The 14,061-nt window shown below is 49.7% G+C and carries 15 protein-coding genes; 14 read left to right on the top strand and 1 reads right to left on the bottom strand.

Going from position 1 to position 14,061, the window contains the following annotated elements; translation table 11 throughout:
- Positions 1–25 precede the first annotated feature (25 nt).
- Together QZL71_RS02130 and QZL71_RS02135 are read left to right on the top strand one after the other, a co-directional pair.
- Complete coding sequence (locus QZL71_RS02130) at positions 26–202, top strand: hypothetical protein (RefSeq protein ID WP_294647537.1); 177 nt, start codon at positions 26–28, stop codon at positions 200–202.
- Positions 199–1,218, top strand: a complete 1,020-nt coding sequence (locus QZL71_RS02135; RefSeq protein WP_294647539.1) for an alpha-hydroxy-acid oxidizing protein — start codon at positions 199–201, stop codon at positions 1,216–1,218. Before QZL71_RS02130 ends, QZL71_RS02135 begins: the two co-directional genes overlap by 4 nt.
- A 53-nt stretch (positions 1,219–1,271) precedes the next feature.
- On the opposite strand, the gene spoIID is transcribed toward QZL71_RS02135, so the two are convergent.
- Positions 1,272–2,288, bottom strand: a complete 1,017-nt coding sequence (gene spoIID / locus QZL71_RS02140) for a stage II sporulation protein D (RefSeq protein WP_294647541.1) — start codon at positions 2,286–2,288, stop codon at positions 1,272–1,274.
- 246 nt (positions 2,289–2,534) lie between these two features.
- On the opposite strand from spoIID, the gene QZL71_RS02145 reads away from it, so the two are divergent.
- The 12 genes from QZL71_RS02145 to QZL71_RS02200 all read left to right on the top strand — a co-directional run bounded on the left by QZL71_RS02145 (position 2,535) and on the right by QZL71_RS02200 (position 14,031).
- Positions 2,535–3,905 (top strand): citrate synthase, encoded by a 1,371-nt coding sequence (locus tag QZL71_RS02145; RefSeq protein WP_005945598.1) that lies wholly within the window; start codon positions 2,535–2,537, stop codon positions 3,903–3,905.
- A complete protein-coding gene (locus tag QZL71_RS02150) occupies positions 3,905–4,690 on the top strand; it encodes a hypothetical protein (protein WP_294647543.1) in 786 nt (261 codons plus the stop codon). Before QZL71_RS02145 ends, QZL71_RS02150 begins: the two co-directional genes overlap by 1 nt.
- Before the next feature lie 198 nt (positions 4,691–4,888).
- Positions 4,889–5,920 carry a type I glyceraldehyde-3-phosphate dehydrogenase gene (gene gap, locus QZL71_RS02155; RefSeq protein WP_005945602.1) on the top strand — a complete coding sequence of 344 codons (1,032 nt, stop codon included), beginning with the start codon at positions 4,889–4,891 and terminating at the stop codon, positions 5,918–5,920.
- Positions 5,921–6,423: 503 nt separating this feature from the next.
- Positions 6,424–6,822: a hypothetical protein gene (locus QZL71_RS13270; protein ID WP_363912592.1), complete on the top strand. Its 399-nt coding sequence runs from the start codon at positions 6,424–6,426 to the stop codon at positions 6,820–6,822.
- 89 nt (positions 6,823–6,911) lie between these two features.
- Positions 6,912–8,042, top strand: coding sequence for a glycosyltransferase family 4 protein (locus QZL71_RS02165; protein WP_294647545.1), 1,131 nt, complete (start codon positions 6,912–6,914; stop codon positions 8,040–8,042).
- A 3-nt stretch (positions 8,043–8,045) separates the two neighbouring features.
- The gene (locus QZL71_RS02170; RefSeq protein ID WP_294647546.1) at positions 8,046–9,245 is read left to right on the top strand and encodes a glycosyltransferase; all 1,200 of its coding nucleotides are present in this window, start codon (positions 8,046–8,048) and stop codon (positions 9,243–9,245) included.
- A gap of 24 nt (positions 9,246–9,269) precedes the next feature.
- Positions 9,270–9,782 (top strand): acyltransferase family protein, encoded by a 513-nt coding sequence (locus QZL71_RS02175; RefSeq protein ID WP_294647548.1) that lies wholly within the window; start codon positions 9,270–9,272, stop codon positions 9,780–9,782.
- Positions 9,757–10,293, top strand: coding sequence for an acyltransferase family protein (locus tag QZL71_RS02180; protein WP_294647550.1), 537 nt, complete (start codon positions 9,757–9,759; stop codon positions 10,291–10,293). Before QZL71_RS02175 ends, QZL71_RS02180 begins: the two co-directional genes overlap by 26 nt.
- Positions 10,286–11,467, top strand: coding sequence for a radical SAM protein (locus QZL71_RS02185; RefSeq protein ID WP_055260470.1), 1,182 nt, complete (start codon positions 10,286–10,288; stop codon positions 11,465–11,467). Before QZL71_RS02180 ends, QZL71_RS02185 begins: the two co-directional genes overlap by 8 nt.
- Complete coding sequence (locus tag QZL71_RS02190) at positions 11,467–12,069, top strand: hypothetical protein (RefSeq protein ID WP_294647552.1); 603 nt, start codon at positions 11,467–11,469, stop codon at positions 12,067–12,069. The genes QZL71_RS02185 and QZL71_RS02190 overlap by 1 nt, the downstream gene beginning before the upstream one ends.
- Before the next feature lie 66 nt (positions 12,070–12,135).
- A complete protein-coding gene (locus QZL71_RS02195) occupies positions 12,136–12,783 on the top strand; it encodes a glycosyltransferase family 4 protein (protein ID WP_294647554.1) in 648 nt (215 codons plus the stop codon).
- 75 nt (positions 12,784–12,858) lie between these two features.
- Positions 12,859–14,031, top strand: a complete 1,173-nt coding sequence (locus tag QZL71_RS02200; protein WP_294647555.1) for a glycosyltransferase — start codon at positions 12,859–12,861, stop codon at positions 14,029–14,031.
- The last annotated feature ends 30 nt before the right edge of the window (positions 14,032–14,061 follow it).

Raw genomic sequence — 14,061 nt, forward strand, 5'->3', positions numbered from 1 at the left:
TTTTGTCAAGGATTTTTTGAAAAAAATGGGTTTTTTTCAAAACGACATCTCTGTGCAGGCAAAAAACGGCAAAAAATTCAGGGATGCAGCAAAAACCCTTGACGAAGCGGTTGAACCGGACTATGATGAAGCAGGAGAGTACTGCGGCGGGAAATCTTTGCGGCCGCAGAGTGGAATAAAAAAGGAGGATGCTTTCTTATGACTTATCCTGAAGTGCTGGCCAATGCCCGTGAGTGCATTGGCAAATACTGCAAGGCCTGCCCGGTGTGCAACGGCGTGGCCTGCAAAAACCAGATCCCCGGCCCCGGTGCCAAGGGTGTGGGCGATACGGCCATCCGCAATTATAATAAGTGGGCCGAGATCCGCGTGAACATGGACACCCTGTGCGAGGGCGGTACCCCGGACACCCATATTGAGCTGTTTGGCAAGAGCTTCAAGTACCCGTTCTTTGCAGGCCCGGTGGGTGCTGTGAACCTGCACTACTCCGAAGCCTATACCGATATGACCTATAATGATGTGCTGGTGCGCGCCTGTGCAGAGAACGGCATCGCTGCCTTTACCGGCGACGGCACCAACCCCACCGTTATGGAGATGGCCACCAAGGCCATTGGCGCAGCAAACGGCTGCGGCGTGCCCACCATCAAGCCCTGGAACATTGATACCATTAAGGAAAAGATGGCCGAGGCCAAGGCCAGCGGCTGCTTTGCCGTGGCCATGGATGTGGACGCAGCCGGTCTGCCCTTCCTGAAGAACATGACTCCGCCCGCAGGCAGCAAGAGCGTGGCAGAGCTTGCCGAGATCGTCAAGCTGGCCGAACGCCCCTTCATCATCAAGGGCGTTATGACCGTTAAGGGTGCACTGAAGGCAAAGGAAGCCGGCGCGGCTGCTATCGTGGTGTCCAACCACGGCGGCCGCGTGCTGGATCAGTGCCCGGCTACTGCCGAGGTGCTGCCGGAGATCGCAGCAGCCCTCAAGGGCACCGGCGTGAAGATCCTGGTGGACGGCGGCATCCGCACCGGTGTGGATGTGTTCAAAGCACTGGCACTGGGTGCAGACGGCGTGCTGATCTGCCGCCCGTTCGTCACGGCTGTGTATGGCGGCGGCGAGGAAGGCGTGAAGTGCTACATTGATAAGCTGGCCGGTGAGCTGGCTGACACCATGCAGATGTGCGGTGCGCATTCTCTGACCGAGATCACCCCGGATATGGTGCGGGTATAAGAAAAAGAGTGAATAGAAAAGCGGTCTGTGCCTTTGCGGTGCGGGCCGCTTTTTCATCCTTGCAGCTGCGTGCCGGGGTAGTAGTGTGCCAGAATATCGGTATAGCTTTTGCCCTGCTCCGCCATGGCCTTTGTGCCCCACTGGCTCAGGCCCACACCGTGGCCGTAACCCCGGGTGGTAAAGCTGAAATTCCCGCTCTGGTACTGTACCGTAAAGCATGTGCTGCGCAGGCCCAGCGCCCGGCGCAGGGTCGTGCCGGTCACGGTCTGCCCGCAGACCGTGACGGTTTTTGTGTATCCGGCGCTGGTCAGCGCTGCCGGGCCGAACCAGCCCTCCGGCGCGGCGAGGTCGGCAGAAATGCCAAGGCCTGCAAGGGCCTGCTGCACCTGCTCTGCGGAAAAGGTGACGGTGTATTCGTAGTTGTCAGCGGAACGGTCGGTGCTGCTGTCCACTGAAATGAGGTAGGGCAGGGCGGAACCCCATACATTTTCGCTGGCCTCGGTCTGCCCATTGGAAATGGCAAAGTAGCTGGCGCAGGCAGGAGCATTCTCATAATAAAGTATCTCATCCAAGACCTCGTCCACAAGGGCGGAGAGGCGGGCGTAATTCTGCTCGTAGGCGGTGCCCCAGTAGCTGCGCAGCACCGGCTCGGTCAGGCAGCCCTGCCGCCGGGCTGGGTCGGCAGTGAGCCAAGCGCCGCTTTGCAGGGTGGTGTGGTCCCGGCAGTAGAGCGCATAGCTGTGGGCGGCAACGGCCTGTGCCTTGAGCGCTTCGTCCGGCCAGCTCACCGGCATCTCGGCGGCGACAGCACCCAGAACGTATTCCTGACGGGAAAGCTCCAGCACCTGTCCGGTGGCCTGATCCTCCACCAGAAAGGTCTCGGCATCCGCAGAAGGCACGGCACTTGGCGGCTGCGCAGATGCTGCAGGCGAAGATACGGCAGAAGATGCGGCAGAAGATGCGGGCTCTGCCCCGCTGAGCACGGCGCGTGTGACCCGGTAGGCAGCCAGCGGCAGAATGCTACCCAGCACCAGCAGGACCGCAAAGATTGGCAGAAAAAACTTTTTCATAGTCCCAAACCCTCCGACAGCGGTGTTTTTTTAATCAGAATACCGGATATACTCTGAAAAAAGATGCGAAACAGGGAAAAAGCCTTTTGCGATGCAAGCGCAAAAAAGCACCAAACCGGCTTTTTGTGCGCTGAACGGTGCAGTTAATGCTTGAATTTACTCGTCAAAAGCGATAATATAGAATTATACCCATCATTGAGGGTGGGCGGGAAAGTATATAAATAGGATGAAAGGAGAATTCCCCTTATGAATTTTGCACATTCGGAGGTGGCAACGCTGGACCCGAACACGATGCGGACTTTGTGTGAGGAATATGTTGCCAACAACTACATCGATCCGGAGACGAGCGAGCGTCTGGGGGTCAAGCGCGGCCTGCGCAACCCGGATGGCACCGGTGTGCTGGCCGGCCTGACCAACGTCTGCGACGTTGTGGGCTATAAAAAGGATCAGGAAGGCCATGTGATCCCCACTCCCGGCAAGCTGATCTACCGCGGTGTGAACATCAACGAGATCGTGGACGAGGCCTACCGCAACGACCGCTTTGTGTTTGAAGAGGTGATCTGGCTGCTGCTGTTCGGCAGTCTGCCCAACCAGGAGCAGCTGGACGATTTCTGTGAGATCCTGGCAGAGCACCGCGCCCTGCCGGAAGGCTTCATGGACACCATGAACGCCCCCTCGCCCAATATCATGAATAAGCTGCAGCGCTGCGTGCTGGGCCTTTACTCTTATGATGAGCACGCCGAGGATCTGAGTCTGGAGAATATCCTGAGCCAGAGCATCAATCTGATCGCCAGCATGCCCACCATGATGGTGAACGCTTACCAGATGAAGCGCCGCTACTACGATAAGCAGAGCATGTTCTTCCACCTGCCCAAGCCCGGCCAGAGCACGGCAGAGCACATCCTCAGCACCTACCGTCCGGACCAGAAGTTCACCCACGAGGAAGCAAAGCTGCTGGATATGTGCCTGCTGGTGCACGCCGACCACGGCGGCGGCAACTGCTCCACCTTTACCGCCCGTGTGCTGTCCTCCTCCGGCACCGATACCTACTCCGCAATCGCGGCGGCCATCGGTGCACTGAAGGGCCCCAAGCACGGCGGTGCTAACCTGATGGTGAACCGTCAGCTGAAGGATATCCTCAAGCATGTGGAAAACCCCGAGGACGACGATGAGGTGCGCGAGTATCTGCGCCGCATCCTGCGCAAGCAGGCGGGCGATGGCTCCGGCCTGATCTACGGCATGGGCCACGCGGTGTACACCATCAGCGACCCTCGTGAGGTGATCCTGAAGCAGCGCGCCCGCCATCTGGCCTACGACAAAGGCTTTGAGGAAGAGTATAATATGCTGTGCAGCATCGAACGGCTGGCCCCCGGCATCTTTGCCGAGGAAAAGGGCAGCACCAAGCCGGTGTGCGCCAACGTGGACCTGTTCAGCGGCCTGATCTACAACATGCTGGGCATCTCTGAGGATATCTACACCCCGCTGTTCGCCATTGCCCGTGTGCCCGGCTGGTGTGCACACCGCGTGGAAGAGGTGGTATTCGCCAACCGTATCATTCGTCCCGCTTACAAGTATCTGGGCGTGCGCCAGAAATATAAGCCGATCGAGGAACGCTGATGAATCCTTCTGTTTTGTTCGTTTTTATCCTGAGCATTCTGCTGGGCGTGCTGCGCGCGGCAGACCTTGCCTTTGGCACCGATGCCGTCACCGGTCTGTGCGTGGTCGGCTCGGTGTGGTGGCGCTATCTGGCACTGGGTATCGTGGTGCTGGCTGCAGTGCTTGTGGGCCGTACACAGCCTTCCCACTCGGAAGCGGTGCGTAGCCGCAGGCCGCTGGCCGGTATTCTGGCTTTTGTCGGTGCAGTATGTTTTCTGGCCGCAGCGGGTGCACAGATCGCGCTGGGCGCAGCTTCCGGTCTGGGCGGCTTTGTGCGGTGCATTCTGGAATGCCTGTGCTCCGCGTGGCTCAGCACCATGGGCCGCTGCTGGCTCAGCCCCAACGAGTGGAAAAAGCCCTTTGGTGGGCTGTATCTGGCCGTGGCGGGCAGTCTGCTGTTCTACTGGAACGTGCTGCTGCGCTTTATGGAGAACAGCTCCAGCTGGCACCGCGTGACCCCTACAGCGGCGGTGTGGCAGGCGCTTGCGGCACTGGTGTTTTTGGCAGCGCTGGCCCGGGCACTGCATGTCCCGCAGCCGGGCAATGGCAAAACACTGTGCGCAGCCGGGCTTGCCGCATTTGCACTTTGCCTGTGCTGGCAGCTGCCCTATGTACTGGTTTTGATGAGCGGCCTGAGCTGGGCCGCACCGGCTGTCTGGCCGGAGATCTTTGCCGGACTGGGCCTTTGCTGCGTGGGCGGCATTGGCGGAGCGTGCGTTACAGCCTGCTTGAACGGGGAGAGCTGACAAAAATATTGGCACTCTGTTGGCGCAATTGCCGAAAAGCAGGGAATGAAAGGAATTAAAATCGTACAAAAGCAAAAAATGCAGTGAATGTCTTGTTAATTTTTTGGCAGACACTTGAAACTTTCTGCGTTTTGGTCTAAAATAAAGATACCGTGATTTATCCGATTATGGGTAAAATAATTAGGAGGTACTATTAACATGGCTGTTAGAGTTGCTATCAATGGTTTCGGTCGTATTGGTCGTCTGGCTTTCCGTCAGATGTTTGATGCTGAGGGTTACGAGGTCGTCGCAATCAACGACCTGACCAGCCCCAAGATGCTGGCTCACCTGCTGAAGTACGATACTGCTCAGGGTTCTTTCTGCGGCAAGATCGGCGAGGGCAAGCACACCGTCGAGGCTACCGAGGACTCCATCATTGTTGACGGCAAGGAGATCAAGATCTACGCTGTTAAGGACGCAAAGGACGCTCCCTGGGGCGAACTGAACGTTGATGTCGTTCTGGAGTGCACCGGCTTCTACACCAGCAAGGAGAAGAGCATGGCTCACATTCAGGCTGGCGCAAAGAAGGTCGTTATCTCTGCTCCCGCAGGCAACGATCTGAAGACCATTGTCTTCTCCGTCAACGAGAAGACCCTGACCGCTGAGGATCAGGTCATTTCTGCTGCTTCCTGCACCACCAACTGCCTGGCTCCCATGGCTAACACCCTGAACAAGACCTACCCCATCGTCTCCGGCATCATGACCACTGTTCATGCTTACACCGGCGACCAGATGATCCTGGATGGTCCTCAGCGCAAGGGCGATCTGCGCCGTGCTCGTGCTGGCGCACAGAACATCGTTCCCAACACCACCGGCGCTGCTAAGGCTATCGGCCTGGTCATCCCCGAGCTGAACGGCAAGCTGATCGGTTCTGCTCAGCGTGTGCCTGTTCCCACCGGCTCTACCACCATTCTGGTTGCTGTCGTCAAGGGCAAGGATGTCACCAAGGAGTCCATCAATGCTGCTATGAAGGCTGCTACTTCTGAGTCCTTCGGCTACAACGAGGATCAGATCGTTTCTTCCGATGTCATCGGCATGCGTTACGGCTCTCTGTTCGATGCTACCCAGACCATGGTCGCTAAGATCGACGACGACACTTATCAGGTTCAGGTCGTGTCTTGGTACGACAACGAGAACTCCTACACCTCTCAGATGGTCCGTACCATTAAGTACTTCGCTGAGAACTGCTAATCACAGTTCTACGCTCAAAAGTGCTTGAGGTGCCGTGCTGAATGACAACTAGTATTGGCTTTGCTGATACGAACATGCTGTGATTGGTACGACAACAGGATATTGAGTTCAACACCCTTCCTTTTGCGGGTCTCCGTGAGAGGAAGGGTGTTTTTTTGCTGCAAAAAAGCAATGGAACGAGTTCCTTTCTAAAATGAATAGGTTGCAACAAAAAGACGGAATAAAGTACGGAAATCTTAGCCATGATGCAGGCAATGATACAGCTGCAAAGTATTGTACCCCAGAGGAAAAAATGGCAAAATATTTTTAGTGTCAATAAATACATTTACGAAATTGATATTGATGATTCTGGAAATAAAATGTCAATGAATTGCGGCGTAAATCTGTCAAAAACCTGGGCGTAGATGCGTCCGGGCTTTTTCTGATGTAAAGGAAACCGGGCCGGAGTTTGGCACGGTATGGGGATGAGATCCCTAAATGGGGAAAGCGACGGGAAAGGGAAAATGAAGGAGAAATTGAGGCTTGCTGTTTTTGGCCACAAAAGGTGGTCGAGAGAGGGCGGCGTGGAGATCGTGGTAAAAGAGCTGTGCACACGGATGGCGCAGCAGGGCTGTCAGGTGACATGCTACAACAGAGCAGGCCATCATGTGAGCGGTGCGGAATATGACGATGCTGGTAAAACGGAGTACGAGGGAATCCGTCAGAAGTCTGTTCCGACCATTGAACGGCGCGGGGCTAGAGATATAATACGCGGCTGTCATAATAGGGACAAGGGTACGGCAGAGAATGAAAGGCTCCGCAACCCGAAGTTCATATTTTCTTACCCGAAGAATGAACGACTGATCTTTTTGGGTGGCAGCAATGCCATCCAGAAAGAAATCTCGACCATGAGGGTGGGGTGACAGCCAGCGGACAGGCAAGTGAGCCTATCCGCTCTTTGTGTTGGCCGAGATATTGATGAAGAAATTGAGTGGGATTGTGGGAAAGATTTATGAGTAAAAAACTTGCAATTGCAATGTTCGGACAGAAGCGATTATCGAGAGAAGGTGGAGTAGAGATCGTTGTCAAAGAGCTCTGCACCCGAATGGCACAGAATGGTTGTGACGTGACCTGTTACAACAGAGCAGGCCATCATGTGAGTGGTGCAGAATATGACGATGCTGGTAAAACGGAGTACGAGGGAATCCGTCAGAAGTCTGTTCCGACTATTGAACGGCGCGGACTTGCTGCAGTCAGCTCCTCCGCATTTGCGGCACTTTATAGTGCATTTGGAAAATACGATGTGGTGCACATCCACGCCGAAGGACCGGCGTTCTTTGCATGGCTGCCGAAGATGTTTGGGAAAAGAGTTGTTGTTACCGTCCATGGCATTGATTGGCAGCGCGAGAAATGGCAATCAGGACTTGGCTCTAAGTTTATCCACCAAGGCGAAAAAAATGCTGCGAAATATGCGGACGAGGTCATTGTTCTGAGCAAAGGAGTGCAGAAGTATTTCTTGGAGACCTATGGAAGGGAGACGCATTTTATCCCTAATGGTGTCAATCGGCCAGAGGTTCGGGAGGCAAGGCTGATCAAGGATCATTTTGGACTGGAAAAGGATTCCTACATATTGTTCCTCGGTCGTCTGGTGCCAGAAAAGGGTATTCGATATCTGGTTGAGGCCTTCAAGAATGTCAAGACGGATAAAAAACTGGTCATCGCAGGCGGCTCCAGCGATACGGATTCCTTTATGGAGGAAGTGAAAGACCTAGCGAAGGGTGACGATCGGATTCTCTTTACCGGGTTTGTACAGGGAGCAATGCTAGATGAACTATACAGCAATGCTTACATTTACACGCTGCCGTCTGATCTGGAGGGAATGCCATTAAGTCTGCTGGAGGCAATGAGCTACGGCAATTGCTGTCTGGTATCCGACATTCCAGAGTGCGCAGAGGTTGTGGAAGATAAGGCATTGATTTTCAAAAAGTCGGATGTAGAGGACTTGCAAAAAAAACTGCAAGAGGCCTGTGACCATCCAGAAATGGTTATAAGAATGAAGAATCAGGCAGCTGACTTTATCTGCGAGAAATACAACTGGGATAAAGTTGTAAAGGAAACGATGAAATTGTACAGGAGAAAATAATAGATGAGAGTATTGATAATAAATAAATTTCTATATCCAAACGGTGGATCAGAAACCTACATATTTAAGCTGGGTGAGGCGCTAGAGCAGCACGGACATGAGGTTCAGTACTTCGGTATGGAGCATGAAGGCCGCTGCGTGGGCAACCGGGTCAATGCTTATACATCTGGTATGGACTTCCACGGCGGCAGCAAACTGAGCAAGCTGACCTACCCGATCAAGACCATCTACAGCAAGGAAGCACGGGTGCAGCTGAGAAAAGTTCTGGACGACTTCAAGCCGGATGTCTGTCACCTGAATAATTTTAACTACCAGCTGACACCTTCCATCATTCTGGAAATCGTGAGGTGGCGCAAGGAGAACGGAAGAGATTGTAAGATCATCTTCACGGCACATGACTACCAGCTGGTCTGCCCGAACCACATGCTGAACAATCCGAACACCCACCAGAACTGTGAGAAGTGCCTCGGCGGCCATTTCGTGAACTGCATGAAAGGCAAGTGCATCCACGGTTCCACTGCGAAGTCGGCCATCGGCATGATGGAGGCTGAGTTCTGGAAGTGGAAGGGCACCTACAAGTACATTGACACCATGATTTGCTGCTCGGAGTTCATGAAGAGCAAAATGGACAGCAATCCGCTGTTTGCAACGAAGACTGTGGCAATGCACAACTTCATCGACAAGGTGGAGTGGAAAGAGACGGAGAAGAAGGATTACGTCCTCTACTTCGGTCGCTTCTCGGAGGAAAAGGGCATCGGCACACTTATTAAGGTCTGTAAGGAACTGCCGGATGTGCAATTCATCTTTGCCGGTACTGGCCCGCTGGAAGAGACAGTAAATGGTATTAAGAACATCAAAAACGTTGGCTTCCAGAAAGGCGAGGCACTGGAGAAGCTGATCCGTGAGGCACGGTTCTCCATTTACCCTTCTGAGTGGTATGAGAACTGCCCGTTCTCCGTGATGGAATCCCAGATGTACGGCACGCCGGTGCTGGGAGCTGAGATAGGTGGTATCCCGGAGCTGATTCAGGTTGGCAAGACCGGCGAGTTGTTTGAGAGCGGTAATGCCGAAGATCTGAAGAAGAAGATCGAGAAGCTCTGGGGTGATAAGAAGCTGTGTGAGCAGTATAGCAAGAACTGCAAGGACATCAGCTTCGATACCATTGATGAGTATTACGAGAAAATTATGAAGGTGTATCAGTAAGACTGGTATGTGAGGAGAGAATTTGTGGCTACAAAAGCGGATCGATATGAGGGAATAGATGGATTGAAGGCGTATGCCATTATTGGCATTGCGTTGATGCATGTCCTCGCAAATGGAGAATATGGAATGAGAGGATTTGTGTTTGAACGGCTTATTCCGTCTTTCACTAACCTCGTTTTCCTTTTTATGATGGTCAGCGGTTTTGGCATGTGCTGTGGCTATTACCAGAAAATTGTTGACCAGAAGATCAGCGTAGAGGATTTCTACAAGAAACGGTACATCAAAATCTGGCCGTATTTTGCACTGCTTTGTGCGTTGGATTTTGTGATTTCACCAAGCAAGGAATCCTTGTTTGAGGTTTTCGCAAACTTGACATTATGCCAAGGGCTTCTGCCGAACGCCAAGATTTCGGTCATTGGTGTGAGTTGGACACTGGCAGTCATCTTTGTGTTCTACATGCTGTTCCCGTTCTTCTGCTTTCTGATTGGAAACAAGAAGAGAGCGTGGGGGGGTGGCGGTTGCGGCACTGGTGTTTAACTGGCTGTGTAGCAATTACTTTAATGCTGGAAGAACGAACATCGTCTACGATGCGATTTACTTTATCGCTGGTGGCTTGATCTTCCTCTATCGGAAAGAGCTGGCCGAGTTCACATCGAAGCACAAGGTTATCGCTGGAGCGATTTTGTTGATTGCCACGGTTGCATATTTTGCAGTAGGCGGCAATACACTCACAATGCTGTTTTTCTGTGTGGCAGCACTGGTCTATACCCTCGGATGTAAGCGGGGGGGGGTACTGGTCAATCCAGTCGCCAAGTTCCTCGGAGGTATCAGCTTCGAGATTTACCTGTGCCACATGGTAATTTATCGTGTGCTTGAGAAGCTACACCTTGTACATCTATTTGGAAATGGCCTATTGGCATATATTTTCACAACGGTTGCAGTCATCTGCGGTTCGGTTGTGTTCTCAGTATGTGCCAAGTGGTTCTTAAATAAAATCGAAACATTCTTTAAAGAGAGAGTAAACAATAGGAGAGTTAATCATGTCTGAAGAAAAGAAATTAAATGGTACGGTCATCGTTACTTATCGCTGCAACGCTCGTTGCTCTATGTGTAACCGTTATAAAGCCCCTTCCAAGCCGGAAGAGGAAATCAGCATCGAAACCATCAAGAAACTGCCGAAGATGTATTTCACCAACATCACCGGCGGTGAGCCGTTCATCCGTACTGATCTGAAGGATATTGTGCGTGAACTGTATAAGAAGTCTGACCGTATTGTTATTTCCACGAACGGTTTCTTCACTGACCGTATCGTTGACCTGTGCAAGGAGTTCCCGCAGATCGGTATCCGTATCTCTATCGAGGGTCTGGAGCAGACCAACAACGAGATCCGTGGTTTGCAGAATGGTTACCAGCGTGGTTACGGCACGCTGAAGAAGCTGCGTGAGATGGGTATGAAGGATGTCGGCTTCGGCATGACTGTTCAGGACAAGAACGCTCCTGACCTGGTTCCTTTGTACAAGATCTCCGATGAGATGGGCATGGAGTTTGCAACTGCTTCTCTGCACAACAGCTTCTACTTTGTTGAGGCAAAGAATATCATCCACGACCGTCCGATGGTTGCCAAGAACTTCGAGAACCTGGTCAATGAACTGCTCCGCAGCAACAGCCCGAAGAAATGGTTCCGTGCATACTTCAACCACGGTCTGATCAACTATATCTACGGTCAGAAGCGCCTGCTTCCTTGCGACATGAGTTTTGACACCTTCTTCATCGATCCGTACGGCGATGTTATGCCTTGCAATGGTACCAAGGATAAGGAAGTCATGGGCAACCTGAATAATCAGACCTGGGATGAGCTGTGGAACAGCCCGGAAGCAGAGAAGGTTCGTGCAAAGGTTCGCTGCTGCGACCGTGACTGCTGGATGATTGGTTCTGTCAGCCCGGCTATGCATAAGTACATCTGGAAGCCTGCTACCTGGGTTCTGGTTCACAAGTTCAAGGCTCTGTTCACTAAACATCCGTACAGCATGTACGAGCTGAAGATCTGCCGTGACTACCGTGATGGCAAGGTCACCAAGGAAGAACTGGATAAGTGCAGCACCTGCGATATGAACTGTGTGATTAACAATGGTCTGAGTGAGGCGAGCAAGGAGCAGCTGAAGCATAAGACCGGCGAGGAAATTGTGGACGCTGATATCGCACAGCAGATGGAGACGAAGTGATGAATATTCTGTATATAGCTTATTCATGTAACCCTTTTGCTGGAAGTGAAGATAAAATTGGTTGGTGCGTTCCTTATGAAAGTTCAAAAACAAATAAAGTTTATGTGATCACAAAAGAAGAGCAACGTGAGCCAGTCGAAAAATATTTGCAGAGTCACCCACTTGAAAATATAAAGTTTTACTATGTTGACATCCCAAATTTTTACAAGAAAATCTTCAAGGGATTCATGTATTCCGGAAGACTTAATGTGTGGAATAGACGGGTGCTTCCTCTTGCAAAAAAGATTTGTGAGGACAAAAAAATTGATGTTATTCACCAAATTACACCGATTGAATTCCGTGCTATCGGAGACTATGGAAAGATAGCAAATATCAAATTCGTCTGTGGGCCACTTGGCGGAGGAGAGTCTTTGCCTAATGGGTTAAAAGATTACGCAAAGGGACATGAAATCATTGAGGTCGTTCGTTCAGGGATAAATCGTTGGTATCGTTTTAAGCTGAGAATCACAGGCAAACTAAATCGTTGCGATTATATTATGTTTGCAAATAAAGAGACTCAAGAATTCCTCGTGGGGGGGGGCAGAACTAAACTGTCCATATGAATTAGTCTTTGATAATGGATTAAGACCGGACGAATTAAGTGAACTGGACAGAAAAGGAAAAATTGAATGAAGAATTACAATGTAAGTGACGAGCCAGTGACTGAGGTTGCGGTAGATATAAATGATATTAAAGATACTTGCAAAGAAAAGAGCAGAAATGAAGAATGCATTTTTCTGGTTGCAGGAAGAATGATTTATCGAAAGGGCTTGGATTTCCTTTTTGATGCATTGATGAGAATTCCACAGGAAACTAGATATCAGGTTAGGGTTATAGGCGATGGCCCGGAACTTGAGCATCTACGTAAACGCTGTAAGGAAGACCTGAACTTGTCTGAGCATGTGCACTGCATGGGTTCTATTCCCTATATGGAAATGGAAAAGGAATATGCAGGTGCAAATGTTTTTATTATGCCAAGTATTCGAGAGACAACAGGCACAGTCTTACTGGAGGCAATGTCAAAAGGTATTCCGGTTATTACCATTAATAAGTTTGGCGGAGCAACTCTTTTTGATAAAGACACGGGTTGGCTTTATGAAGGAAACTCGAAAGAAGAATACGTTGAGAATTTGAAAAAGGCAATTCTTGAATGTATTGCTAATCCTGATGAAGTAACAAGACGTGGAAAAAACGCACGAAAGAAAGCAGAAAAGTATACTTGGCAGGAAAAAAATAAGAAGTATCAGGCAATATATGAGGAACTGCTGAGAGGTTAGATAATATAATGACCAATATATTGTTGGGTCATTTATTGAATAAGAGAGCAAAATATGAGGAAAATATTATTTGTAATGCCAGCATTGTATGGTGGTGGAGCGGAAAAAAGTCTTGTGAATTTATTAAATCTTATTGACTATAAAAAGTATGCTGTCGATTTGTTGTTATTTAAACAAGAAGGTCTGTTTTTGACTCAAATTCCCAAGGAGGTACGATTGTTACCGCTTACGTCCTCACTACGGTATGCCTATAAAATTGATATGGGCATGTTTGGTTCTCTTTCGGGGTTTAAAACAGGAATGCTTAGGCTGATGGGTACAGTGGTATGTAAAGTGCTTTATAAGGAAAAGGCAGGACAGCAAAGATGGATGAAATGTTATAAACACTGCTTACCAAATCTGGAAGGAAAGTATGATATTGCTGTTGGATTCTTGGAGGGAGAAGCATCATATTATGTTATAGATAAGGTTAATGCGGAGAAAAAAATACTTTGGATTCATAACGATTTCAATGAAATAAAAAAGAATGAAGATGCAAAGATTTATGAGAATTATTTTCAAAAGGCAGACAGTGTTGTAAGTATTTCTGATAAATGCGTGCAGATATTAAAACAGAATTACCCTAACCTGATAAACAAATTTTATTGTTTACCTAATTTAACATCAAGCACCTTGTTAAAAAAAATGTCGGAAGAGTTCGCAGTATCAGAGTATGAAAATAATAAGTTCAATATTTTGTCAATAGGTCGTTTGACAAGGCAAAAAGGCTATGATATTGCGATTGATGCGTTAAAAATCTTGAAGGAAAAGTATTCAGATATTCATTGGTGGATTATAGGTGCAGGGGAACTGGAAGAGCAACTCAAGAAACAGGTAAAAGATAATGAGCTAGAGGAGTATATTACATTTTTAGGATTAAAAGCTAACCCATATCCGTATATTAGAGGTTGCGATTTATTAGTACAGCCTTCCAGATGGGAAGGAAAATCAGTTGTTTTGGATGAAGCAAAAATACTGGCAAAACCAATACTTGCAACTAATTATTCTACAATCAAGGATCAGTTAAGGGATAAGAAAGAAGGACTGATTACTGATATAAGTCCTAATGCAATAGCAGAAGGAATAGCTAAACTTAGAGAGAATCCTCAATTGTATAATTCCATTCAGCATTATCTTGATGCACATGAGTACGGAAATGAAAAGGAAATTTTACAGTATTATGAATTACTGGATAAACAAAGTGACTAGTTACAGATAAAAATATAAAAAGAGGGACCA

Source organism: uncultured Faecalibacterium sp. (genome assembly GCF_900066275.1).
GTDB classification, from domain to species: domain Bacteria; phylum Bacillota; class Clostridia; order Oscillospirales; family Ruminococcaceae; genus Faecalibacterium; species Faecalibacterium taiwanense.